Here is a 24,424-nt window from a genome sequence, read left to right on the forward strand (position 1 = left end):
ACTATTAGCCTTATATCAATCACTATTTGAACAAGTGAAAACGACGTTCGAGCAAGATAACTCATTGACAGCTAAAAGTTTGTTTGAGTCTGTCACCCAAGGAAAAGCCTATCTACAACTAAAATCAAATGCCGATGAAGAAGAGTTAGCTTTAGTAGAAGAATTTTTAAAGCGAGACATCGCCAACTTTTTAAATGAGAAAAATGAAGATAATTTGAGTCACAGCCCGACGGTTATTGGTATTGAGAACACATKRYRRYRNNNGCTTAGTGAAATAACGGATAGAAGCCAAGTTGAATGGCATGAACTTTTACAAGATTTTAAGCATCATGGAGTTTATAAGTCTGGGGAAATCATTAACCAAGGTAAATTGACGTGCAATAAGTGCGGTCACGAAATGCAAATCGATTTTCCTGGGGTAATCCCCGACTGTCCAAACTGTGATAATGATGAGTTTTCACGCGAACCACTGACCCCTTAAACTGTAATAGTTCACTTAAAACTCGACTCGGTAACGGCAATGATGACTACTGCTGTTACCGATCATTTCATCATACGCCGATTGAATTTGTATCATGGCGTAATGGATCCCTTGCTGTTTAAGCAATTCCTCTGCTTGTGTAATCGAATTAAGGCTCATTAACTTGCCTGTTTTATCACGAGCACTTTTAAAGTTACCTTGCTCATCTTCTATTCCAAGTAAGTAATGATTTGAATCGGCGTAACTGATAATGGTTGGGTGTAGCGCTTGCTGACTAATGGCTGACTTTATTTCTGAGAGTTGCATAATCGCCTCCTTTGCTGTGTAAACTCTATTACGATGCTTAGGTGGATATAGTTCAATATTTAATCAATGATTAGCCTGAAGGTAAAAAAATAGGTTACCTCAATAAGATAACCTATTTATCGTAGCGGTTCATTTATGTGGATTATTTACGCAGATAATTGACCACGCCCATCAATAGCAGTAAGCCACATAATATCAGTAGCGGTAATTGACCGATTTTTCTAAACCAGGTTTCACCTCTGTAAAGCGCCACATCTGCGACCAATACGCCGGTTTCAAACTGCGCAATAGTATCTGTAATACGGCCGTGTGGGTCGACGACAGCGGTGACGCCATTATTAGTGCCGCGCAGCAGTGGCTTACCCATCTCGATAGCGCGCATTTGGGCGATTTCCATGTGCTGTAATGGCCCGTTTGATGCGCCAAACCAAGCGTCGTTTGATACCGTTAAAAGCATGTCTGTTTGATTGGTCACACTGGCTCTAACCTGCTCAGGAAAGACTATTTCATAACAAATAGCTGGCGCAATATGGTAACCCACAGCGGTAAGATTTTGTTGAGTATACTTACCCCGTTGAAACGATGACATGGGCAAATTAAAAAATGGGGCGATGGGACGCAGCAAGTCACCAAAAGGCACAAACTCGCCAATAGGCAGCAAATGATGCTTTTTAAACTCATTAGTGCCATTGACGAGGTAGTCAGCGCTCTGTTGCTGTTTTTGGTTATGGTTACCCAATACAATCAGCGAGTTATAATAGTCATCTTGCTGGTGGCTAATAATGCCGGTGATGATGGCAGTATTATTGAGGTTTGCCACTTGGTTAGCGTTTAATAAAAAGTCTTCGACCATGACTTCTGGTGCCGGTATGGCGGCCTCAGGCCAAATCACAATATCAACGCTAGATGTATCATCAAACTGAGCACGAGTGAGATCCATGTATTTCAACATGGTTGGCCATAATGCGTCAGGCTCCCATTTCATGCTTTGGGGAATGTTGCCTTGTACTAATGCGACTTTGACTGACTTTCCGCTTGGCGCGATAGGGTTTAATTGCGGTGCCGCCCATGCGCTTAAGGCCAAAATTGGGATAATAATTAAAATAGGTAATAGGCGCTTTTGCGTGAGTAACACCAATGCGCCAGCGACAATGGCGACGATAAAACTTAGCCCAAGTGCGCCAATAAAACTGGCTAGTTCACTTAATGGCCCAAGTGTTTGGCTGTAACCTGCCCATATCCAAGGGAATCCGGTTAATACCCAGCCTCTTAGCCATTCAGTTAACACCCATAACGCCGGAAATAAGCCTAAATAGACCAGATAAGGTGATAAAGCATGTTTACGTGTTTGGGACAGCTTAGTAAGCAAATAGCCACACAATGCAGGGTAAATGGCCAAATACAGCGCTAAGACAGCCATTAATGCCATCGACACGACTACAGGCATGCCGCCAAAGGTATCAATACTGACATGCACCCAGCTGATACCGACTACAAAGCAACCAAAACCAAAACTTAGCCAGTAATATAGGCTGTTTTTCGCCGTTAATGATTGGCTTTGCCATAGTGCAAAAGTCAGTGCGAGTGGGAAAGCTGCCCAGATCTCATAGGGCGCAAAAGATAACGCAGTGCTGGCGCCAGCAATAAATGCTGTCACCAGACTGACAATACTCAAGTTAGAGTATACAGATTGATTGTTTAACACGATTTAGTCGTCGAATTCTTCGCTAAGATTAGGGTCGGGTAGCTTAACACGAAGTTGTACTAAGCGGCGGTTATCTGCGTTGATGACCTTGAATTCAATATTATCGATAACAATACTTTCGTTACGCTCAGGCAAATGGCCAAAAGCGTGAGACACTAAACCACCAACGGTATCGAATTCTTCGTCGCTGAAGTGAGTACCACAAGCTTCGTTAAAGTCGTCGATTTCTGTTAACGCTTTTACCATGAATACAGTATTGCTGAGTTTTTTAATTTCGGTGTCTTCTACTGAGTTATGATCAAATTCGTCTTCAATTTCACCAACGATTTCTTCCAGAATATCTTCAATAGTGACAAGGCCTGATACGCCGCCGTATTCATCAACCACAATGGCCATATGATAGCGTTGCGAACGGAACTCTTTAAGCAGGACATCGACGCGCTTACTTTCTGGCACTACCACGGCTGGGCGGATCACTTGAGCCAGTGTGAAGGGGTCGTCAGACTGTTTAAAACCGAATTTGATCAGATCTTTAGCCAGTAAAATACCTTCGATATGATCTTTATCTTCATTAACGACAGGGAAGCGCGAGTGGCCTGAGTCGATAACCGTTTCTAACAGTTGTTCGACGCTACAGTCTATTTGAATAGTCACTATCTGTGAGCGTGGGATCATGATGTCACGCACACGAAGGTCGGAAACCTCTAATACACCTTTAATCATTTCGCGAGTGTCTTCTGTTATCAGGTCGCGCATTTCAGCGCCTGCTATGACGTCGACTAGGTCTTCGCGATTTTGAGGTTCGCCCTGAAATAGTTGGTTGATTTTATCGAACCAGCTTCTCTTGTGGGCGCTTGTACTCGGGGGGATATCGTCACTCATAATATTTTTATAAACTTGTCTATCTATCAGATAAATATCGTTTATTTATGCTTCCTTATAGGGATCTGTAAAACCTAAGCCTTCAACAAGTTGGGTCTCTAATGACTCCATCTCATCGGCTTCCTCGTCGATAATATGGTCATAACCTAGCAAATGCAAGCAGCCGTGTATGACCATGTGTGCCCAATGGGCATTTAAGGGTTTATTTTGCTCGATAGCCTCTTGTTCAACAACCTTTGCACAAATGACTAAATCACCTAAAAGTGGCAGTTCGACTTCGGGTGGCGCTTCAAAGGGAAATGACAATACATTAGTGGGTTTGTCTTTGCCACGATAAGTACTATTAAGCTGTTGGCTTTCGGCTATATCGACCACTCTAATAGTCAGTTCAACCTCTGACATGGTTTGACCAATGGCAGTGCGCACCCAAGATTCAAATTCTGCTTGTGATGGCAGGTTGGGGGCTTGGATTGCAATTTGCAGATCGAGATCTAATTTGATTGCTTGGCTCATTGGGCCGGGTCCTGTGTTTCCTGCTGTAGACGTTTTTGCTCACGTTCGCGGTAGGCTTGTTCTTTTGCTGCTTTTTCGATTTGCTCTTGTTGTTCAAACGCCTCGTAGGCTTCAACAATCCGTGCCACCACGGGGTGACGCACTACATCTTGCGCAATAAAGAAGTTAAAGCTGATTTCTGGCACTTCACTTAATACTTCAATTGCGTGGCGCAAACCAGACTTTTGGCTGCGAGGTAAATCGATTTGGGTAATATCGCCAGTGATCACCGCGCGTGAATTAAAACCAATTCGGGTTAAGAACATTTTCATTTGTTCTACCGTGGTATTTTGGCTTTCATCTAAAATAATGAATGCATCATTGAGTGTCCGGCCGCGCATATAAGCAAGTGGAGCGACTTCAATGACGCTGCGCTCAATCAGTTTTTCAACTTTCTCAAAGCCCATCATTTCAAAGAGCGCATCGTAAAGCGGACGTAAATAAGGGTCGACCTTTTGGCTTAAATCCCCTGGCAGGAACCCCAATTTTTCACCGGCTTCAACCGCTGGGCGGGTCAGTAAAATACGGCGCACTTCTTGGCGCTCATAGGCATCGACTGCGGCCGCAACGGCTAAATAGGTTTTACCTGTACCGGCAGGGCCAATACCAAAGCTGATGTCGTGGCGGGTAATATTGTGCATGTACACGCTTTGATTAGGCGTGCGTGGCTTAATGACGCCACGTTTGGTTTTAATGTGCACACCGCTGTCATCGTGTTCTTGCTCTGCTTCAAGATTGATAGCTTCTTGAATGGCTAGGTGGACGACTTCGGGTTCTAAATCTGGGGTACTGCCTTTGACTGTTTGGGTTTCGATATACAGTTGGCGCAATAAATTATTAGCATTCAAGGCATTACGTGGTAAACCAACAATGGTGAAGTGGTTGTTTTTATGAATAATCTCAACACCTAAACGACGTTCGAGCTGTTTAATGTTGTCATCAAAAGGGCCACATAATGAGGCTAAACGGCGTGTATCTGAAGGTTCTAGATACAAGTTCATGGTAGTGACTTTAGTGGTCAAATAAGGCTCCAGTGCTTAGTCGAAAACGACACAAAATGAATATGACTTGCAATATAGACAGTGTACGAGTGTCTTTATCGAATTACCATAATATGCCGGTTTTTTGGCAAAAATAAAGGCGGACTAGCCGCCTTTATTACTGCACTCACAATCAAGCTGAATTATGGCTTGTATTGGGTCACACCCAAAGCATCATCTTGTTTGTGTTTAGCTAAAATATCAGACGGACGTAGACTACGGCGTAGATCCATTTCATTTTCACCACGAATAAATTCGCCGCGTAATGAGTTGGTATATACGTCAACAATTTTCACATCAACAAAACTGCCAATATGAGTGTGTGGTGCTTCAAAGTTCACCACGCGATTGTTTTCAGTACGACCGCGAAGCTCCATTGGATTCTTAACCGACGGACCTTCTACTAAAATACGTTGTACTGTGCCTAACATTTGACGACTGTATCGCATCGCTTGTTGGGTTATACGGTCTTGCAAAATAGCTAAACGCTGTTTCTTTTCGTCGTCGCTCACATCATCGGGCAAATCAGCCGCAGGTGTACCTGGGCGAGCGCTATAAATAAAGCTAAAGCTGTGATCAAATGCCACATCTTCAATCAGTTTCATGGTGTCAGCAAAATCATCAGCTGTTTCACCTGGGAAGCCGATAATAAAGTCAGAACTGATTTGAATGTCAGGACGGGCTTTACGTAATCGACGAATGATTGACTTGTATTCGATGGCCATATGGCCGCGCTTCATTTGAGTTAAAATACGGTCAGAACCCGACTGTACTGGTAAATGTAAGAAGCTGACTAATTCAGGCGTGTCTTCATAAACGTCAATAATGTCTTGGGTAAATTCAATCGGATGGCTCGTGGTAAAGCGTAAGCGATCGATACCATCGATTGAGGCGATTAAACGCAGCAATTCTGCAAAGGTGCAAATCTCATCATCGTGAGTGGCACCGCGATATGCATTAACGTTTTGGCCAAGTAAATTCACTTCGCGTACGCCTTGTGCTGCTAATTGGGCAACTTCAAGAATGATGTCATCTAATGGGCGACTGACTTCTTCGCCACGAGTATAAGGGACTACGCAGAAAGAACAGTATTTGCTGCAACCTTCCATAATCGATACAAACGCCGTTGGACCATCAGCGCGAGGCTCTGGTAAACGGTCGAACTTTTCGATTTCAGGGAAGCTAATATCGATCACCGCTTTTTCGCCGCGTTGGATCTGATCGATCATGTCGGGTAGGCGGTGTAAGGTTTGTGGGCCAAAAATAATGTCGACACATTGGGCGCGATCTTTAATGGCTTTACCTTCTTGTGAGGCAACACAGCCACCCACCCCAATAATTAAATTAGGATTTTTGTCTTTTAAAGATTTCCAACGCCCTAGCTGATGGAAAACCTTCTCCTGTGCTTTTTCACGAATAGAGCAAGTATTAAGCAGTAGTACGTCTGCTTCACTCGCATCTTCGGTCAAGGTATAACCTTGATAGTCGTCTAATAAATCAGCCATCTTTGATGAGTCGTACTCATTCATCTGACAGCCCCAGGTTTTAATATGAAGTTTTTTACTCATCAGTGCTCGCCGGTAAACCATAGTAAAAATAGCGCGATATTTTACCTGTTGTCTGGCCGTATGGCTAGCACTAGTGCAAGGATCACTCGTTTACAATTAAATCAGTTATTAACCCTTTAAATTGTAATGTTTTATCTTTGCAATAAAACGGCTTGATTGTGTTACAAAAATCGTAAAATTTTCTGGTTTTGTTATCACCCTGTAGTAAGTTACTTTGGGCTAAATCACGATTAAACCGTAGCAGTATTTCCGTGCTTTGTGGATATAGGGCATAATCGAATGCATTTCAGTAGGTGATCTTCATGGTGTCCGCTAATCACTCGTCTAAGTGGTCCATTGATAACTCGCTTTCAGTATAAAATTGGGTTTACTGGTTTATTTTAGATTGGCGACCACACTCGCTAGATCACTTTTTATGGATATAAACACGATGCAACAAACGCCTGACACTCAAGATACCAAACACTCAACCGAATACGATGCCGTGATTGTTGGCGGGGGAATGGTGGGGGCAGCCGCTGCTATCGGGTTGGGGCAGCTTGGGTTACATGTGGCAGTGATTGAAGCGCGTGAGCCGCAAGCTTATGATCCTGAACAACCATTAGATGTACGTGTGTCGGCGATCAGTGTCGCATCAGAGCAGCTGTTGTCTCGCCTAGGTGCGATGGAAACACTACTGACCATGCGCCATGCACCTTATGATGGTTTAGAAACCTGGGAAATGGACGGTTGCTTAACCTCTTTTACCGCTGCGCAAGTGGGGCAAACACATTTAGGTTACTTCTTTGAAAACCGTCTGATACAGCTATGTTTGTGGCAACAAATTCGCCTAATGGATAATGTAGACTTGTTATGCCCTCGCAAGGTAACTCAATTTCAGAGGCAATCGGCACTACAGCGTATTAACGTTACCTTAGAAGATGGCAGTCAACTGTCTACGCGCCTGCTTGTGGGGGCTGACGGCGCTAATTCGCAAGTGCGTCAATGGTCGGGGATTGGTGTTACTGGTTGGGATTATGCTCAGTCGGCGATGTTAATCAATATTCACACCCAGACCGAGCAGCAATCCGTTACTTGGCAGCAATTTACCCCTGCGGGCCCAAGGAGCTTATTGCCGCTACCAGGTCATCATGCCTCTTTAGTGTGGTACGATGATGCCAATCGCATTAAACAATTATCGCAATTGAACAAACTGCAATTAGCTGAACAAATTAAACAGCATTTTCCTGACCGATTAGATGTAAACTTCAGTGTTGAATCGAGTGGCAGTTTTACCTTAACTCGCCGACATGCACAGCGGTATTATCAAGACAATTTAGTGATTCTTGGCGATGCCGCTCACACCATAAACCCGCTAGCGGGGCAGGGCGTTAATATTGGCTTTAAAGATGTCGACGTGTTGGTGGCGCAAGTCGCCAACGCAATAGGTAATGGTGAAACGTGGTGGCAAGCCCCCGTGTTAAAGCGTTATCAACAGGCTCGTTATTACGATAACCAATTAATGATGACCGCAATGGATGTTTTTTATGCAAGTTTTAGCAATGACTTACTGCCACTAAAGCTATTACGTAATGGCGCACTAAAACTGGCTAATATCGACTCACCCATTAAGCGTAAAGTCTTAAAGTATGCGTTAGGGTTAAATTAACCTAAGTCGGTAGCGAAACTTGTGGTTTGTTGACAAGCCATTTGAGTGCTAAAATGCCGCGTTTTGCATCAGCTGTATTTAATGCAATCCATAAAAAGGCTATAGCGCAACTGACGAGAGTCACTTGTGTGAATAAATTGACTAGGTTGTGATGAGTAACATTAAACTAATTGTTGGGTTAGCAAACCCCGGTGCTGAATACGCACAAACTCGCCATAATGCTGGCGCATGGTACGTGCAAGAGTTAGCGCGTATTTGCAATGTGCCTTTAGTGGCAGACAGTAAATATTTTGGTGTCACAGCTCGGACAATTTTGCACGGCAAAGATGTGCGCTTGTTGATCCCGACAACGTTTATGAATTTAAGTGGTAAGTCGGTCGCGGCCTTAGCTAACTTTTTTCGTATTCTGCCCGAAGAAATTTTAGTGGCTCATGACGAGCTTGATATGGACCCCGGTGTGGCTAAATTTAAATTAGGTGGTGGTCACGGTGGTCATAACGGCTTAAAAGATATTATAGCTAGCTTAGGTAATGACAAAAATTTCCACCGTTTGCGCATAGGCATTGGCCATCCAGGCGATAAAAATAAAGTGAGCGGCTACGTATTGGGCAAAGCTCCTTTGGTTGAGCAAGAGCGTATAAATGCTGCGATTGATGAAGCCGTTCGTTCAACCGAAATTTTATTTAAACAAGACATGGTGAAAGCCATGCACAGATTACATTCGTTTAAAGCAGAATAAGCTCGGCGAGTTTTGTTTTAACACCCCTTTCGACATCATTATCCAGTGGGATAATTCTACATATATAAAGGTAAGCATATGGGTTTTAAATGCGGCATTGTTGGTTTGCCAAACGTGGGTAAATCAACGCTGTTTAATGCGTTAACACAAGCGGGTATTGAAGCGGCTAACTTCCCGTTTTGTACTATTGAGCCAAACACCGGTGTGGTACCTGTACCAGACTCTCGTCTTGACGCATTAGCTGAAATTGTAAAACCACAACGTATACTACCTACCACAATGGAGTTTGTTGACATTGCGGGCCTAGTGGCGGGTGCTTCTAAAGGTGAAGGGTTAGGTAACAAGTTTTTAGCTAACATTCGTGAGACTGATGCCATTGGTCACGTTGTACGTTGTTTTGAAGATCCAAACATTGTTCACGTTGCAAATAAGATTGACCCAGCAGGCGATATCGAAGTGATTAACACTGAACTGGCATTAGCAGACTTAGACTCATGCGAGCGTGCTATTTTACGCCAAGCTAAACGCGCGAAAGGCGGTGACAGTGATGCCAAGTTTGAAGTGAGCGTACTTGAAAAAATGCGCCCAGTGTTAGATGAAGGCAAAATGTTGCGTTCATTGGATCTAACCAAAGAAGAAAAAGCAGCAGTAGCATACTTAAACTTTTTAACCATGAAGCCAACCATGTACATTGCCAATGTGTCTGAAGACGGGTTTGAAAATAACCCTCATTTAGACGTGGTTCGCGAAATTGCTGCTAACGAAAACGCTGTTGTGGTTCCAGTATGTGCCGCGATTGAGTCAGAGCTTGCTGAAATGGACGCTGAAGAGCGTGATGAATTTATGGCTGATTTAGGCCTAGAAGAGTCAGGTTTAGATCGCGTTATTCGTGCTGGATATGAATTATTAAACCTACAAACCTATTTTACTGCAGGGGTAAAAGAAGTGCGTGCTTGGACTGTGCCAATTGGCGCATCAGCACCGCAAGCTGCGGGGGTTATCCACACCGATTTTGAACGCGGTTTTATTCGCGCTCAAGTGATGGCTTACGCTGACTTTATCACTTATAAAGGCGAAGCAGGCGCAAAAGAAGCCGGAAAATTGCGTGTTGAAGGTAAAACTTATATCGTTAAAGACGGCGATGTGATGCATTTCTTATTTAACGTTTAAGCGTTATTGAGAAATAAAAGGGGCGTAAGGCGATAAAAGGTGAGCTAAGTGGGGTTATTTTGTCGATTCGGCATCCAGTTTGGTGAAGATATAGCCGAACAAGACGAATTGATGAAAATAGCGAAAAAAACCAGTTGACCTCGATAACCTGAATAAGCATAATACGCCCCGTTCCTCACCAAGAGGAATTGCAAAAAGTAGTGGCAATATAGCTCAGTTGGTTAGAGCACAGCACTCATAATGCTGGGGTCGCAGGTTCAAATCCCGCTATTGCTACCATTACTTTGCACATCTTACTCAAGATGTAAAACATGAGTGCAGTGCGGGAATGGTGAAATTGGTAGACACGCCAGATTTAGGTTCTGGTGCCGAAAGGTGTGAGAGTTCAAGTCTCTCTTCCCGTACCATTATTAGAAAGGCTGGCTTAGGCGGGCATTTCAAAAAAGTTTGATTGGGATATCGCCAAGCGGTAAGGCACCGGGTTTTGATCTCGGCATCCCCAGGTTCGAATCCTGGTATCCCAGCCACTTATTAGTTAGAAAAAAGATTATTGGGATATCGCCAAGCGGTAAGGCACCGGGTTTTGATCTCGGCATTCCCAGGTTCGAATCCTGGTATCCCAGCCATCTTTGGCAATATAGCTCAGTTGGTTAGAGCACAGCACTCATAATGCTGGGGTCGCAGGTTCAAGTCCCGCTATTGCTACCATTTTTACTAGGTAGAATGAGGGCTTACCCAAGTACTTGTTTGTTGCTAGTGAAAGTCAAAGTGTACACTTAAAAAAATTAAGGTATACTCAGAGTTAAAATTTGATGCGGGAATGGTGAAATTGGTAGACACGCCAGATTTAGGTTCTGGTGCCGCAAGGTGTGAGAGTTCAAGTCTCTCTTCCCGTACCATCAAATTTAGTCAAATAGATTTACCTTCTGTTTTACAATAAAAAAGATTTCAATTGGGGTATCGCCAAGCGGTAAGGCACCGGGTTTTGATCTCGGCATCCCCAGGTTCGAATCCTGGTACCCCAGCCATACTTTGAAAAGCCCGTCATGATGACGGGCTTTTTGCTTTTTATTTTTGACGTTTCTTTTCTTATAGGCGGTGATGCATTATACCAATCCGCATTTGAATGTGCTCTTTTAGCGAACGTTATCAGTGAGGTATTCGAGGTAGCCTTTTGAGGGCATAGTGCACTACGTTAAGAAAGACTAACAAAGAAGACCACGCTGATAAATTCGCCCTTCGGGGTTGCGTCACAAACCCCATTACAGCTTCAAATGACGTTGATGTAGATGACTACACCTGCAGTCATTTTCATTGTACTGGGTCTAGTGACGCAGCCTAAAATAGATCACATTCTAATAAGGATTGGTATCAATAGTCTTTTCCTATTAACGCAATTGATTCTATCTGTTATCCACCATCACCACAGTTGTTTAGAATTACCTTATGCAATTAATTATTGGTATCAGGTCAACTATGAACACCCAAGTCAACCCACTATTCACTTCTTCTAAGCGAGCATCAGCGCCCATGACTGCATTAATTGCTGAGGGTGGCGGTCAGCGCGGTATTTTTACTGCTGGGGTACTTGATGCGTGGCTAGATGCTGAATTTGACCCATTTGATTTATTTATTGGTACCTCAGCTGGCTCGCAAAATCTCACCAGCTTTTTAGCCAGACAAAAAGGCTATGCAAAGCGCTTAATTCGAGGATTATCACGACATAAACGCTTTTATCAGCTAGGCCGAGGTTTAGTGGGGGGCCATGTGGTTGATTTAGATTGGTACTTCGAAAAAACCACTCGCGGCAGCTTTGCATTAGACTTTGATACCGCCAGTAAAGCCTTAGGGCAGCGACAATTATTAATTACTGCAACCAATGCAAGAGATCGCCAAGGATACTTTTTAAGCCCGAGTGATGATAATAACCACTGGCGCGAACTGCTAAAGGCATCAAGTGCGTTACCGTTTCTATATAAGCAAGGTGTTAAGTTAACGCCGTGGCTGGCGTCAGATGCGGCTAATCAATCAGCAGAGTTGACTTCATCATTACAAGAAGATTTCTTTTTAGACGGTGGCTTAGCTGCGCCATTACCGGTGCGAGAGGCCTATCAGCGTGGTGCGCGCAAAATTGTGGTGATCCGCACGGTAAACGCTGATTTTCAAGCGCAATCAGCGTGGGTGCATAAGCTTAAATCGTGGATTTGTGTCTCAGGCTACTGCCCTAAAACGATTGATTATCTAGTACAACATGAACAAGCTTATCAAGAAGAGCTTGAGTTTATGGCTAATCCGCCTGCTGATGTCGAAATAGTACAAATTTTTGCTGATGATACTTTGCAAAGTAAATTGCTGGGCAGTACTGATGCTGATTTGCGCCAAGATTATCGTACAGGTATTGCTGCTGGGAATGCGTTTTTACAACGAGGCTATGAAAATGAGGTGACGCCAGTTGCCTTTACTGCTCAAGATGGCATGCAACCGCAGGCGCTATCAGCATAATCGAGACAATAAAAAACGCACTCATTGAGTGCGTTTTAGTATGCGACTAATTAACGATAATATTAGTGGCGGAACATCGCAGAGATAGACTCTTCGTTGCTAACACGGCGGATTGCTTCAGCAAGTACAGCTGACATAGTCAATTGGGTGACTTTATCCACTTTAAGCATTTCAGGGCTTAACGGTACTGTGTCAGTGACAATAACTTCATCAATAACTGAGTCTGCAATGTTTTGTGCTGCATTACCCGAAAATACTGGGTGAGTCGCATAGGCAAACACGCGGTTAGCGCCATGTTCTTTTAACGCTTCAGCGGCTTTACATAAAGTGCCACCCGTGTCGATCATGTCATCAACGATAATGCAATCACGGCCTTGAACATCACCAATGATATGCATTACTTGGGCAACGTTAGCTTGTGGACGACGCTTATCGATAATCGCAAGATCTGAATCATCTAGTAGCTTGGCAACTGCACGCGCACGTACAACACCACCAATGTCTGGCGAAACCACAACTGGGTTTTCAAGTTTTTTCGCTAGCATGTCTTCAAGTAACACCGGGCTACCGAATACGTTATCTACTGGTACGTCGAAGAAACCTTGAATTTGCTCAGCGTGTAAGTCGCATGTTAATACGCGGTCAACGCCAACGCTAGACAAGAAGTCAGCAACAACTTTGGCGGTGATCGGTACGCGGGCACTGCGTACGCGACGGTCTTGACGAGCATAACCAAAATAAGGAATAACGGCAGTAATACGACCAGCAGACGCACGACGAAGGGCATCAACCATCACGATAAGTTCCATTAGGTTATCGTTAGTTGGTGCGCAAGTAGATTGAATGATAAACACATCCGCACCACGTACATTTTCGTTTATTTGAACACTGATTTCACCGTCGCTGAAACGGCCTACAACTGCGTCTCCAAGTTTGCAAAATAAACGTTCGGCAATCTTATTGGCTAGATTTGGGGTAGCGTTACCAGCAAAGAGCTTGATGTCGGGCACTTTATGAACCTCAGGTGTTTGCTTTACTATTAAAGGCTAGATCAATTTTACGTGTTGTCACTCAAAACTGACCCAGAAGAAAAATATGTTGTTAGAGTTGTTCAAGCCGCGTTAGTAACGGTGACTTATTCATCCCTTTTGCGACAAAGCCTTGCATATCGGCCGGTAATTCGGCTAACGCATCCAGGGCTTGCTGCGAATGTGTAAATTCCCCGAACACGCATGCACCTGTTCCGGTCATTCTTGACGGCGCATATTCTACCAGCCAGCTTAAGGCATTGGCAACTTGAGGGTACTTAGTTGTGACGAGTTTCTGACAATCGTTAGTCCATTGTTGAGTCAGTAAACTGTTCATGTCTAATTTAGGGGTGTTACGAGGTAGGTCTGGATCTTGGAATATGTCCTTGGTTGATACATGGACATTTGGCACGATAACTAGATACCAAGGCTCCTTGGGTTGCACGTTAACCAATTGCTCACCCACGCCTTCAGCAAAAGCTGCTAAACCATTAATAAAAACAGGTACATCCGCACCTAATGCGAGGCCGATTTCGGCCAGTTTAGATTGCGAAACATTGGTTTTCCACAGCGCATTTAGTGCAACTAATGTGGTTGCAGCATCTGATGAACCGCCCCCTAAACCACCGCCCATTGGCAGTAATTTGTTTAACCAAATATGCGCGCCACCTTTATATTGGGTGTAACGTTTTAACGATTTTGCGGCTTTTAGAATTAAGTTATCGCTGTCGGCAACAGCATCACCCAAATTAGAGTGCAGCACTAAATCGGCAGACTCAGTAACATGAAAATCAAGGTAGTCACAATGATCAATAAACTGGAATAGTGTTTGTAATTCATGATAACCGTCGGTTCGCTGACCCGTCACATGCAAAAACAAATTAAGTTTTGCTGGCGCAGGCCAACTTTTAGAGGCGGCAGATTTATGTGGGTAAGTTGAATTCATTTTATATAACTACCTTGTTATTACGTCACAAGCCGGGCAGGACTATTTACCTTTGACCTGTACAGCAGTCCATTGGTTGCTTTGAATTTTAATTTGTACATCATTACGCTTTATCGTCAATAGTTTTGGTACTGATGCACCACTTTGCTGCTGCCAACTGTTAAAACTCACATGCCAGTTGGCTTGTGGATCATCACTGATTAATTGTTTAATTGTTCCATCAGGGTTATAGCTGACAATGGTATCATTTTCACCAATCTGGCCCGTAATCCATAGTGGTAAACTGTTTAATGGAATTGACCAACCACTAATACCGGTTAATAAGTCTTGTGCGTTTCTGTCATGGTAGGTTTTGCCGTCAACCTCTAAGGTTGCCATGCCTTCATTCGTGGTTAACGTTAATACTGTTGTCCCTAATGCGGTGGTGAGACGTAAGTCATTAGCCAGGGGTTGATGAAACCAATAAAGGTTGGTGCTAAATTTGTCGTCTGCGGTTTTAACAGCAATTTTACCTTGTAACTCCCATGACTTAGCTTGTGAGGCCTCGGTGACGTCTATTGGGGTAAATGGCTCTGACGGAGTAATGCTACAACCTGTTAGTAATAGCATAGTGGCGATGATAATTAATTTGAACGCTGATACTGATAAACGCAATGGCTTGCCTAACAGTTGCTGATGATGGCGTTATGATACTGGGCTTAAGGTATGATGTAAAAATGCTTTTTTAAAATTAATGTGATTTTAATCTAACGAATTATGCAATGCCTTTATATCTAAGAAATAAAAAATTAGACATTTATTCGGTTTTGTTAAGCCAATTGTGTTTTTAGTTGGTTCAATTCAGTAGAATAGCCTAATTAACGTCACCGAAAAGAACTTGATACAGTCACATGAGCCTAGTAGCAATCGGGATAAACCATAAAACCGCCACGGTAGATTTGCGTGAAAAAGTCGCTTTCTCTCCAGACCGCATTCATGACGCCATGAAAAGCTTGGCCAGCCGCACCCGCACGGGTGAGGCTGTGATTGTGTCTACCTGTAACCGCACTGAACTATACTGTAATAATGCTGAGAAGCAGGACATTATTGAGTGGCTAGAAGAGTATCACCAATTAAATCATGACGATTTAATGCCATGCATATATGCATACGAAGAACAAGTTGCTGTTAAGCATTTAATGCGCGTGGCATCGGGATTAGATTCGTTAGTGTTAGGCGAACCGCAGATTTTAGGTCAAGTAAAGCAAGCTTTTGTCAAAGCCAAAGAAGCGGGCACGACAGCCGCGACCATTGATCGCTTATTTCAGAACACCTTCTCTGTTGCCAAAAAAGTGCGCACTGATACCGAGATTGGTGCTGCTGCTGTGTCAGTTGCTTTTGCCGCAGTGAGCATGGCTAAACATATTTTCTCTACGCTTAGCACCACTAAAGTCTTGCTCATTGGTGCAGGTGAAACCATTGAATTAGTAGCAAAACACTTAAAAGATAATGGTGTAGCGACTATGGTGGTGGCAAACCGAACCATTGAGCGTGCTCAAGCCATGTGCGAAGAGTTCAATGCGACTGCGATTACCTTACAACAAATACCAGATTTTCTCGCTAAAGCTGATATCGTGATATCCTCTACGGCAAGTCCTTTACCTATTTTAGGCAAAGGCATGGTCGAAAAAGCATTAAAACAACGTCGTCATCAACCGATGTTGTTAGTTGATATTGCAGTTCCGAGAGATATTGAAGCAGAAGTCGGTGAGTTAGACGACGCATTCCTTTATACTGTCGACGATCTGCATAGCATTATTGAACAGAACATGGCTTCACGTAAGGAAGCCGCCGAGCAAGCAGAATTAATTACTGAAGATCAATCGCACTTATTTATGGAGTGGATTCGATCTTTAGAGTCAGTTGACAGTATTCGCGAATATCGCAGCCAGAGCTTGGCGATTAAAGATGAGTTAGTTGAGCGAGCCTTGAACAAATTGTCTCAGGGCGGTGACAGTGAGCAAGTGATAATCGAGTTAGCCAATAGGTTAACCAATCGCTTAATTCATGCGCCTACACAATCGCTTACCTCAGCCAGTCGTCAAGGTGATTTGAATACGTTAGGCTTATTAAGAACTGCGCTTGGTTTAGATAAAAACTAAGGTTAGCGAGCTAAATGAAAGAATCCGTTATCCGCAAGCTAGAAGGCTTGCTTGAGCGTAATGAAGAAGTATTAGCATTATTAAGTGATGCTAGCGTGATTGCGGATCAAGACCGCTTCCGTGCGTTATCAAAAGAATATTCACAACTTGAAGATGTAGTAAAAAGCTTTACTGCATACCAACAAGCGCAAAAAGACTTTGATTATGCCAAAGAAATGCTTGAAGAAGATGATGCTGATATGCGCGAAATGGCGCAAGAAGAATATAAGCAATCAAAGCAAGCGTTAGAAACGCTCGAAGACGAGCTACAAATTTTATTATTACCCACAGATCCTAACGACGACACTAATGCGTTTATGGAAATTCGTGCAGGTGCGGGTGGTGACGAAGCCGCAATTTTTGCTGGCGATTTATACCGTATGTACTCACGTTACTGTGAAGCCAACCGCTGGCAAATGGAAGTCATGAACCTAAACGAAGGTGAACATGGCGGCTTTAAAGAGATTATTGTTAAAGTGAGTGGCGAAGGTGCTTACGGTAAATTAAAGTTTGAGTCAGGCGGACACCGAGTACAACGTGTGCCTGAAACCGAGTCTCAAGGTCGTGTGCATACCTCTGCATGTACTGTAGTCGTGCTACACGAAGTACCAGAAGCTGAAGCGATTTCAATTAACCCTGCAGACCTTAAAGTTGATACTTTCCGTGCGTCAGGCGCGGGTGGCCAGCACGTTAACAAAACCGATTCTGCCATCCGTATTACTCATATTCCTTCTGGGATTATTGTTGAGTGTCAGGATCAGCGTTCACAGCATAAAAACCGTGCCCAAGCGATGAGCGTGTTAGCTGCGCGTATTCAAGCCGTTGAAGATGAAAAACGTCGTAGTGCTGAAGAAACGACTCGTCGAAGCCTGGTTGCCAGTGGTGATCGTTCTGAGCGCATCAGAACGTACAACTATCCACAAGGGCGCGTAAGCGATCACCGTATCAATTTAACCTTATATCGCTTAAATGAAGTGATGGAAGGTGATCTCGATGCCTTGCTTGACCCTATCATGCAAGAACATCAAGCCGACATGCTCGCTGCATTAGCTGACGAATAAGGAGTAACCTTGCCTCAGTCTTCGTATTCAACTATCGCTGAAGCCCTGCAATGGGCCTATTCACAGCTGGCAGCCACCTCTGAATCTGCACATATCGATGCAGAGGCGCTGTTATTGCATTGTTTGAATAAAAATCGCAGCTTTTTATATACCTGGCCAGAAAGACAGCTCACCAGCGAGCAGTTTAAAGCGTTTAGCCAAATGGTGGCTAAACGCCAAGCAGGCTCACCTGTTGCGCATATTATTGGTGAGCGAGAGTTCTGGTCATTACCATTTATTGTCAATGACTCAACCTTGATCCCAAGGCCAGATACTGAAATTTTAGTGGAGACCGCACTCAATTTAAGCGTGCGCCACAATGCAAAAGTATTAGATTTAGGGACTGGCACCGGGGCTATTGCGTTGTCATTAGCTTCAGAGCGCCCTAAATGGCGCATTACCGCCATTGACAATGTGCCAGGCGCTGTCGAGCTTGCTAAAGCAAACCGTAATAATTTAAATCTACCTGATGTCGAGATTATTCAATCAGATTGGTTTTCTGCTGTTGAGCATCGTGATTTTGATTTAATTGTGTCAAATCCACCTTATATAGATGAAACCGATGAGCATTTGAGCATGGGTGACGTTCGCTTTGAGCCGCAAAGCGCGTTAACTGCGGCCAATGAAGGTTATGCTGATTTGTTTCATATCGCAGACCAAGCGCGTACACATTTATTAACCGGAGGGTACTTGTTGCTTGAACATGGTTATGAACAAGCAATCAAGGTGCGTGAAAAACTTATTGAACTAGGTTATCAAAACGTAGCAACCGTGCGCGATTTTGGCAGCAATGACCGCTGCACCTTGGGACAATGGGTTGGTTGATAATTCAACAAGTTAATCCCTAAATCTGCCGAACAATAACCCAAACCACAATATTGGTATGTGTTGCGCTGTTCGAGTAAACTAACACTTTTATTTTACGAGACTTAGTAATGGAAACCTTTTACAGTTTATATCCAGCGTTAAAACACACTCACATGTTGTTCGTCGCGTTAAGTGTGACATTTTTTATTGTGCGTTTTGTGCTGCATTTACGTCAGTCTCCGATTATGGAGAAAAAGTTTGTTAAAGTAGCGCCTCACGTTATTGATACTTTTTTACTACTGTCAGGCTTCACGCTTTGCTTTATGATCAAGCAGTATCCGTTTGTTGACCCGTGGATGACTGAAAAAATCATCTGTGTGGTGGCTTACATTGCATTAGGGATTATGGCACTCAAATCTAACCGAAATAAGCTGTTTAAGTTTTTTGCCTTTATCGGTGCAATCGGATGGGTAGTGCTCGCGGCCAAGCTGGCTCATTTTAAACAAGTCGTATTAATGGGTTAATTGGGTTTAATGGCAAAATATCTTCTTAATGATGCAGTTTCACTCCCTGAAACTGCATTTGAACTTTCTGAGCACCTTGGTTTTTCATCAACTAAACCTGCGATGTGGGCTTGGTATGAAATGGCTGGGGCGGTACTGAGTCACTATGTTGTTGATCAACATGCACGTTTAACAGGCATGTTTAACTGGTTTTACAATGACCTTGGTTTTTGCGCGCGCGACAATTATTTTAGTGTAGAAGCCGCCGACTTAAGCTACTGCGTATTAAAGCGTCAGGGTAACAGTACTACGTTGTCAATCTTGCTCATTTTATTAGCAAAACAGCTCGACCTAACGCTTGAAGCAATCCTGCTTCCTGGCAATACAGTGTTAAAAAGCCAAATTAACGACGTGGTTAAATATTACGACCCGTTAACAGGTAAAGAACTTAACCGCCATCAGTTGCATGCATTGGTTCGTGGCGAATTGGGTAATGCGGCAAAGTTAAAGCCAAGCCACTTAAAACCTGCCACCTTAAAGCGCCTGATCAGCCGTATGCTGCACGAACTTAAAGCGGGTTGCATTGTTAACCAAAAATTTGAGTCGGCAATGGAGTGTTGTAATTTATTACTGCAATGGCACCCAGATGATGTACACCTCAATCGCGAACGGGCATTTATTGCTCAGCAACTCGGTTGCATTAAAGTGGCCATGTCTGACTTACAGCATTTTATTGATTTAAGCCCACATGATCCTGTAATTGAACTGGTTAAGATTCAGTTAAAGGAACTGAGTCAACATACAGAAGTTTATCATTAAATTAATGAACGCTGCTTTACGAGTTAACGCAGCGTAAAAACAAAAATAGGCTGTCAAAGCCAGTTAAATAAGCACCACTATAACTATTATAAATATTGCACTTGCAAGGGAGAATACTGCATGACCACGTCAGCTATGGTGAGCAATGATGCCACCGCACTGGGTTTACTCGCTGTTATTTTAGGGTTTGTATTTTACACTAGCTCTTCGCCGCACCCATTTTGGCAAAAATTCTACAAATTTATTCCTGCTTTATTACTGTGTTATTTTTTACCCTCTCTGCTGAATACTTTTGGTGTGGTTGATGGCCATGCATCGCAATTATATTTTGTCGCCTCGCGTTATTTACTCCCAGCATGTTTGGTATTACTGATTTTAAGTGTCGACTTAAAAGCCATTTTAGGGCTCGGACCTAAAGCGGTGATTATGTTTTTAACCGGTACCTTAGGGATTGTTATTGGTGGCCCAATTGCCTTGTTGTTAGTGTCGATGATTGAACCAAGCTTAATTGGCAATAATGGTCCAGACGCCGTGTGGCGTGGAATGACTACGCTTGCCGGTAGCTGGATTGGCGGCGGTGCAAACCAAGCGGCAATGAAAGAGATTTATGAAGTGGGCGGTGAGATTTTCTCGGTCATGGTGACTGTTGATGTGATTGTGGCCAATATTTGGATGGCGGTATTGCTGTTTATGGCATCAAAAGCAAAAGAGATTGATGCCAAAACCGGTGCCGACACCACAGCAATTGAAGCGTTAAAACAAAAAGTAGAAAAATACCACGCCGAAAACTCACGCATTCCTTCATTGCGCGACATTATGATGATTGTTGCCATTGGTTTTGGTGTGACTGGTTTTGCCCATTTTGCAGCTGATTTCCTAGGACCATTTTTTGAAGCCAATTACCCATGGACAGAAGATTACAGTTTAACGTCTAAGTTTTTCTGGTTGGTGGTGATTGTGACCACCGTAGGTTTAGGGTTGTCATTTAGTCCGGTTCGCCATGTAGAAGCGGCGGGTGCGTCTAAAATAGCGTCGGCATTTTTATACATTTTAGTCGCCACGATTGGCTTGCATATGGACGTGTCTAAAATTATGGATACGCCGATTTACTTCCTCGTCGGTATTGTGTGGATGATAGTCCATGCAGGGCTAATGCTATTAGTGGCTAAACTGATTAAAGCGCCATTGTTTTATATGGCGGTGGGGAGCCAAGCTAACGTTGGTGGTGCTGCTTCGGCCCCTGTTGTGGCGGCGGCATTCCACCCAGCATTAGCACCAGTTGGTGTGCTATTAGCTGTATTTGGTTATGCATTAGGTACCTACATGGCTTGGCTATGTGGTCAGTTTTTACAAGTTGTCGCAGGTTAATGCGCAAAGAGGATCAAATGGATCAAAAAATTATTCAGTTAGCTAATGACATTCAAGTGGCCAATGATAAGCCGTTTGTTTTGTTTGGTGGCATGAACGTACTTGAGTCTCGTGACTTAGCCATGTCAATTGCTGAGCACTATGTTGAAGTGACCCAAAAACTGGGTATTCCCTATGTGTTTAAAGCATCGTTTGATAAAGCGAATCGCTCTTCGGTCAATTCTTACCGTGGTCCAGGTATGGAAGAAGGCTTGCGTATTTTTGAAGAGATTAAATCAACCTTCAATGTGCCATTAATCACTGACGTGCACGAAACACATCAATGTGCGCCAGTTGCTGAAGTGGTTGATATTATTCAGCTGCCAGCCTTTTTAGCCCGCCAAACCGATTTGGTGGTGGCTATGGCTAAAACAGGTGCGGTGATCAACGTGAAAAAACCACAGTTTTTAGCGCCGCATGAAATGCGTCATATCATCACTAAATTTAATGAAGCTGGTAACGACAACATTATTTTATGTGAACGAGGCAGCAGCTTTGGCTATAACAACCTCGTAGTAGACATGTTAGGCATGGACGAAATGAAGCAAACGGGTTATCCGGTCATCTTTGATGCAACTCACGCACTACAACGCCCTGGTGGGCGAGCTGATTCTGCTGGTGGCCGTCGTGCTCAAGCGACTGAACTTGCTCGCAGTGGTATGGCATTAGGTTTAGCGGGGTTGTTTATTGAAGCGCATCCCGATCCTGATAATGCTAAATGTGACGGCCCATGTGCATTGCCACTGCATTTGTTAGAAAAATATCTTACCCAGATGAAAGCCGTTGATGAACTGGTTAAATCATTTGAGTTTATTGATACCAGTAAATAAGCATGGTGTTTTTAGCTTCTGAATCAAGGTAAGTAAGTTGATTTTTAATCAATTTGACACATTTTGAGTGTCTTTTATTCACCGTAAACAGTAATCTAATTACCCTTGTATAAGCCCTGACTTTTTACAAAGTTAGGGCTTTTGTCTTTCTGGATTTAACGATGTGGATCTTATTTACTTTTCTTGCGGCATTTATGCAGGCATGGCGTAACGCCTTTCAAAGTCAACTCAGTAAAGAGGTCAAGGTTGCAGGTGTGACTTTGGCGCGATTTATTTGGGCGGGGCCGATTGCCGCCTTGTACCTGTTTAGTCTGCATCAATATCAACCCGCTGCATTACCGCAATTTAGCGCTGACTTTTGGGGATTTGTTATTGGGGCTTCTTCAATGCAAATATTGGCGACGGGCTTAATGGTAAAGCTGTTTAAAATGCAAAACTTTGCCATTGGTGCTGGGTTGGCAAAAAGTGAAGCCTTAGTCGCTGCAATCCTTGGGGTGTTTTTCTTTGGTACTCAATTATCATTACTTGGTTGGATAGGCGTTGTGGTTGGCGGTTTGGCTGTCATGTTGCTTAGTAGTAAACAAGGATTTAAACAGCTTTCTGTCAAAACTGTCATGTTAGGTTTAACCTGCGGCAGTGCGTTTGCGTTAACATCCCTGTGGGTAAGAGAAGCCAGTTTAACTTTGCAAGGGCCGTTTACTCACCGCGCCGCATGGGTATTGTTGTGGGTTATTAGTATTCAAACCATCGTGCTGATTGCTTACTTAGTCGCAAAAGACAAATCCACTTTAAGCGCATTATGGCAACGTCCAAAGCTCACCGTCGCAATCAGTGTCGCCAGTTGTATTGGCTCCATTGGTTGGTTTAGCGCAATGTCATTACAGGCTGTGCCTTATGTCAAAACCCTTGGCCAAATCGAAGTCTTTTTTACGTTAATGATTGCCGCTCTGTGGCTTAAAGATAAAGTCAAAATCAATGACGTGGCTGGTTTAGTGCTGATTGCCATTGCCGCGATTTTGGTGATGTGGAGTTAAGTGGGTTGTGAAGCTTTGTCTTGTTGACTTAGCGTAGCGATCTTAGTCACAAGAGATTGGTTAGTGGGCGTTGCAAGATTATAACGTTTTGCTTGTTGGCAAATATAACCATTAATGTAATCGATTTCTGTGGCGCGATGATGGGCCACGTCCTGATACATGGATGAAAAGTTAGCTGAGGTGAGCGCGATGACTTGCTTTACCCGGTTTAATAACTGCGCAGGGGCTAGCTCAATGCCATCACATTTTGCCACATTGACTAACTCATCAATAATTGCGGTAATCTGTGGTTGATATTCTTCAGCCGCTAACTGGCCATTAGCACATTGATTCAATGCACTTAATGGATTGATGGCCGCGTTTATCGCCAACTTTTGCCACAAAATAGGCAACACAGGCTGATGCCACTCAAGCGGTTGGTTGTCTCGGTGTAATGCCTGGAGCCTGTGCTTGAGCTCAGCAGATAATGGCGTGCCGCAATAATGTCCCAGCTGGGTAACACCAACCCCTGTGTGTTTAATGTGCCACTGACTTATTTTTAAAGCCGCTTGTGACGTTGTGCCTAGTGATAAACCCAGGTCTGGGAAATGTTTTAGGGCTGCAGACACCGCTAAGTGCGGCCCTAATCCATTATGTAGTAACACGATATGACAATGTTGCGCCAATTTGCTCAGTAAAGGCTGTAGGGCGTGTTCAACTTGATAAGCTTTAACGCACACTAGCAATAAATTGATATTTTCGAGTTGGGCATCATTCCTGTTAAGGATTGTTGCCGTGGTGTGGTGAGTTTGGCCATTAGAATCTGTAAATTGCAATGTGTGCTGTTGAGTGTGCGGCTGGCGACCAATCAATACCACGTCACGAATGGGCTCTGCCTCAGTCGCTTGCCCCGTTAAGCCCAGTTTATGAAACATCAATTGGCCAATAGCCCCTGCGCCTAAAATGGCAATGTTAGCCTGAGTAGGGTGCGGTTTTGATGTGACTACCATTGGGCTGACCTTTGTGGTTAATGTGACGTTTAAGGGCGCTTAGCGGTTATTTTTCGGTACTGTAAAATAGAGAAGTGCATTAAGTAAAATAAGCCAATACCTGCAAAATCAGCGACGACATCGGCAGTTGAAGCACTTCGGTATGGCAAACGCGACTGAACTAATTCTATCAAAATGGCATAACCGCC

Annotated in this window: 23 protein-coding genes, 7 tRNA genes and 1 pseudogene; 20 read left to right on the plus strand and 11 right to left on the minus strand. The window is 43.7% G+C overall.

Annotation, left to right across the window (positions count from 1 at the left end; translation table 11 throughout):
• Positions 1 to 481: pseudogene (locus PQR79_RS12525) on the plus strand (zinc ribbon-containing protein); the annotation flags it as partial.
• A gap of 15 nt (positions 482 to 496) precedes the next feature.
• Here PQR79_RS12525 and PQR79_RS12530 read toward each other — a convergent pair.
• The 6 genes from PQR79_RS12530 to miaB all read right to left on the minus strand — a co-directional run bounded on the left by PQR79_RS12530 (position 497) and on the right by miaB (position 6,534).
• On the minus strand, positions 497 to 787 hold the full coding sequence (locus PQR79_RS12530; protein WP_238107254.1) for a DUF6482 family protein: 291 nt from the start codon (positions 785 to 787) through the stop codon (positions 497 to 499).
• A gap of 142 nt (positions 788 to 929) precedes the next feature.
• On the minus strand, positions 930 to 2,492 hold the full coding sequence (gene lnt, locus PQR79_RS12535) for an apolipoprotein N-acyltransferase (RefSeq protein ID WP_238107255.1): 1,563 nt from the start codon (positions 2,490 to 2,492) through the stop codon (positions 930 to 932).
• A gap of 3 nt (positions 2,493 to 2,495) precedes the next feature.
• Positions 2,496 to 3,374, minus strand: a complete 879-nt coding sequence (gene corC, locus PQR79_RS12540; protein ID WP_238107256.1) for a CNNM family magnesium/cobalt transport protein CorC — start codon at positions 3,372 to 3,374, stop codon at positions 2,496 to 2,498.
• Positions 3,375 to 3,419: 45 nt separating this feature from the next.
• Complete coding sequence (gene ybeY / locus PQR79_RS12545; RefSeq protein WP_238107257.1) at positions 3,420 to 3,887, minus strand: rRNA maturation RNase YbeY; 468 nt, start codon at positions 3,885 to 3,887, stop codon at positions 3,420 to 3,422.
• On the minus strand, positions 3,884 to 4,948 hold the full coding sequence (locus PQR79_RS12550) for a PhoH family protein (RefSeq protein ID WP_238107258.1): 1,065 nt from the start codon (positions 4,946 to 4,948) through the stop codon (positions 3,884 to 3,886). Before PQR79_RS12550 ends, ybeY begins: the two co-directional genes overlap by 4 nt.
• A 161-nt stretch (positions 4,949 to 5,109) precedes the next feature.
• Positions 5,110 to 6,534 (minus strand): tRNA (N6-isopentenyl adenosine(37)-C2)-methylthiotransferase MiaB, encoded by a 1,425-nt coding sequence (miaB, locus tag PQR79_RS12555; protein ID WP_238107259.1) that lies wholly within the window; start codon positions 6,532 to 6,534, stop codon positions 5,110 to 5,112.
• Positions 6,535 to 6,964: 430 nt separating this feature from the next.
• Between miaB and PQR79_RS12560 the strand changes: the two genes are divergently transcribed.
• The 11 genes from PQR79_RS12560 (at position 6,965) to PQR79_RS12610 (ending at position 12,593) form a co-directional block, all read left to right on the plus strand.
• Positions 6,965 to 8,182 carry an FAD-dependent monooxygenase gene (locus tag PQR79_RS12560; protein WP_238107260.1) on the plus strand — a complete coding sequence of 406 codons (1,218 nt, stop codon included), beginning with the start codon at positions 6,965 to 6,967 and terminating at the stop codon, positions 8,180 to 8,182.
• 151 nt (positions 8,183 to 8,333) lie between these two features.
• A complete protein-coding gene (pth, locus tag PQR79_RS12565; RefSeq protein ID WP_238107261.1) occupies positions 8,334 to 8,921 on the plus strand; it encodes an aminoacyl-tRNA hydrolase in 588 nt (195 codons plus the stop codon).
• 78 nt (positions 8,922 to 8,999) lie between these two features.
• Positions 9,000 to 10,091: a redox-regulated ATPase YchF gene (ychF, locus tag PQR79_RS12570; RefSeq protein WP_238107262.1), complete on the plus strand. Its 1,092-nt coding sequence runs from the start codon at positions 9,000 to 9,002 to the stop codon at positions 10,089 to 10,091.
• A 202-nt stretch (positions 10,092 to 10,293) separates the two neighbouring features.
• Positions 10,294 to 10,370, plus strand: a tRNA-Met gene (locus PQR79_RS12575).
• A gap of 43 nt (positions 10,371 to 10,413) precedes the next feature.
• A tRNA-Leu gene (locus PQR79_RS12580) sits at positions 10,414 to 10,498 on the plus strand.
• A gap of 45 nt (positions 10,499 to 10,543) precedes the next feature.
• Positions 10,544 to 10,618 (plus strand) — tRNA-Gln (locus PQR79_RS12585).
• Positions 10,619 to 10,642: 24 nt separating this feature from the next.
• Positions 10,643 to 10,717: transfer RNA gene (locus PQR79_RS12590), tRNA-Gln, on the plus strand.
• Positions 10,718 to 10,722: 5 nt separating this feature from the next.
• Positions 10,723 to 10,799 (plus strand) — tRNA-Met (locus PQR79_RS12595).
• 106 nt (positions 10,800 to 10,905) lie between these two features.
• Positions 10,906 to 10,990: transfer RNA gene (locus PQR79_RS12600), tRNA-Leu, on the plus strand.
• A 54-nt stretch (positions 10,991 to 11,044) separates the two neighbouring features.
• Positions 11,045 to 11,119 (plus strand) — tRNA-Gln (locus PQR79_RS12605).
• Positions 11,120 to 11,567: 448 nt separating this feature from the next.
• The gene (locus PQR79_RS12610; protein ID WP_238107263.1) at positions 11,568 to 12,593 is read left to right on the plus strand and encodes a patatin-like phospholipase family protein; all 1,026 of its coding nucleotides are present in this window, start codon (positions 11,568 to 11,570) and stop codon (positions 12,591 to 12,593) included.
• 62 nt (positions 12,594 to 12,655) lie between these two features.
• Here PQR79_RS12610 and PQR79_RS12615 read toward each other — a convergent pair whose 3' ends face one another.
• The 3 genes from PQR79_RS12615 to lolB form a co-directional block, all read right to left on the minus strand.
• Positions 12,656 to 13,603: a ribose-phosphate pyrophosphokinase gene (locus PQR79_RS12615; RefSeq protein WP_188926474.1), complete on the minus strand. Its 948-nt coding sequence runs from the start codon at positions 13,601 to 13,603 to the stop codon at positions 12,656 to 12,658.
• Positions 13,604 to 13,694: 91 nt separating this feature from the next.
• The gene (gene ispE / locus PQR79_RS12620) at positions 13,695 to 14,567 is read right to left on the minus strand and encodes a 4-(cytidine 5'-diphospho)-2-C-methyl-D-erythritol kinase (RefSeq protein WP_238107264.1); all 873 of its coding nucleotides are present in this window, start codon (positions 14,565 to 14,567) and stop codon (positions 13,695 to 13,697) included.
• Positions 14,568 to 14,609: 42 nt separating this feature from the next.
• Positions 14,610 to 15,221, minus strand: a complete 612-nt coding sequence (lolB, locus tag PQR79_RS12625) for a lipoprotein insertase outer membrane protein LolB (RefSeq protein WP_274408529.1) — start codon at positions 15,219 to 15,221, stop codon at positions 14,610 to 14,612.
• 236 nt (positions 15,222 to 15,457) lie between these two features.
• Here lolB and hemA point away from each other — a divergent pair, with 236 nt between their 5' ends.
• The 8 genes from hemA to PQR79_RS12665 all read left to right on the plus strand — a co-directional run bounded on the left by hemA (position 15,458) and on the right by PQR79_RS12665 (position 23,247).
• Positions 15,458 to 16,708, plus strand: a complete 1,251-nt coding sequence (gene hemA / locus PQR79_RS12630; RefSeq protein ID WP_238107265.1) for a glutamyl-tRNA reductase — start codon at positions 15,458 to 15,460, stop codon at positions 16,706 to 16,708.
• 14 nt (positions 16,709 to 16,722) lie between these two features.
• Positions 16,723 to 17,808 carry a peptide chain release factor 1 gene (gene prfA, locus PQR79_RS12635; RefSeq protein WP_188919643.1) on the plus strand — a complete coding sequence of 362 codons (1,086 nt, stop codon included), beginning with the start codon at positions 16,723 to 16,725 and terminating at the stop codon, positions 17,806 to 17,808.
• A gap of 9 nt (positions 17,809 to 17,817) precedes the next feature.
• On the plus strand, positions 17,818 to 18,672 hold the full coding sequence (gene prmC, locus PQR79_RS12640) for a peptide chain release factor N(5)-glutamine methyltransferase (RefSeq protein ID WP_238107266.1): 855 nt from the start codon (positions 17,818 to 17,820) through the stop codon (positions 18,670 to 18,672).
• Between the two features lie 110 nt (positions 18,673 to 18,782).
• Positions 18,783 to 19,178, plus strand: a complete 396-nt coding sequence (locus tag PQR79_RS12645) for a SirB2 family protein (protein WP_238107267.1) — start codon at positions 18,783 to 18,785, stop codon at positions 19,176 to 19,178.
• Between the two features lie 9 nt (positions 19,179 to 19,187).
• A complete protein-coding gene (locus PQR79_RS12650) occupies positions 19,188 to 19,976 on the plus strand; it encodes a transglutaminase family protein (protein ID WP_238107268.1) in 789 nt (262 codons plus the stop codon).
• A gap of 120 nt (positions 19,977 to 20,096) precedes the next feature.
• The gene (locus PQR79_RS12655; protein WP_238107269.1) at positions 20,097 to 21,344 is read left to right on the plus strand and encodes a DUF819 family protein; all 1,248 of its coding nucleotides are present in this window, start codon (positions 20,097 to 20,099) and stop codon (positions 21,342 to 21,344) included.
• Between the two features lie 17 nt (positions 21,345 to 21,361).
• Positions 21,362 to 22,213 (plus strand): 3-deoxy-8-phosphooctulonate synthase, encoded by an 852-nt coding sequence (gene kdsA / locus PQR79_RS12660; protein WP_238107270.1) that lies wholly within the window; start codon positions 21,362 to 21,364, stop codon positions 22,211 to 22,213.
• Between the two features lie 161 nt (positions 22,214 to 22,374).
• Positions 22,375 to 23,247, plus strand: coding sequence for a DMT family transporter (locus PQR79_RS12665; RefSeq protein WP_238107271.1), 873 nt, complete (start codon positions 22,375 to 22,377; stop codon positions 23,245 to 23,247).
• On the opposite strand, the gene PQR79_RS12670 is transcribed toward PQR79_RS12665, so the two are convergent.
• On the minus strand, positions 23,244 to 24,236 hold the full coding sequence (locus tag PQR79_RS12670) for a ketopantoate reductase family protein (RefSeq protein ID WP_238107272.1): 993 nt from the start codon (positions 24,234 to 24,236) through the stop codon (positions 23,244 to 23,246). The two genes, PQR79_RS12665 and PQR79_RS12670, sit on opposite strands and share 4 nt — an antisense overlap.
• 29 nt (positions 24,237 to 24,265) lie before the next feature.
• Positions 24,266 to 24,424: VanZ family protein (locus tag PQR79_RS12675; RefSeq protein ID WP_497007967.1), on the minus strand; the 159-nt coding region annotated here is incomplete at its 5' end.

Source organism: Shewanella metallivivens (assembly GCF_028750675.1).
Classification (GTDB): domain Bacteria; phylum Pseudomonadota; class Gammaproteobacteria; order Enterobacterales; family Shewanellaceae; genus Shewanella; species Shewanella metallivivens.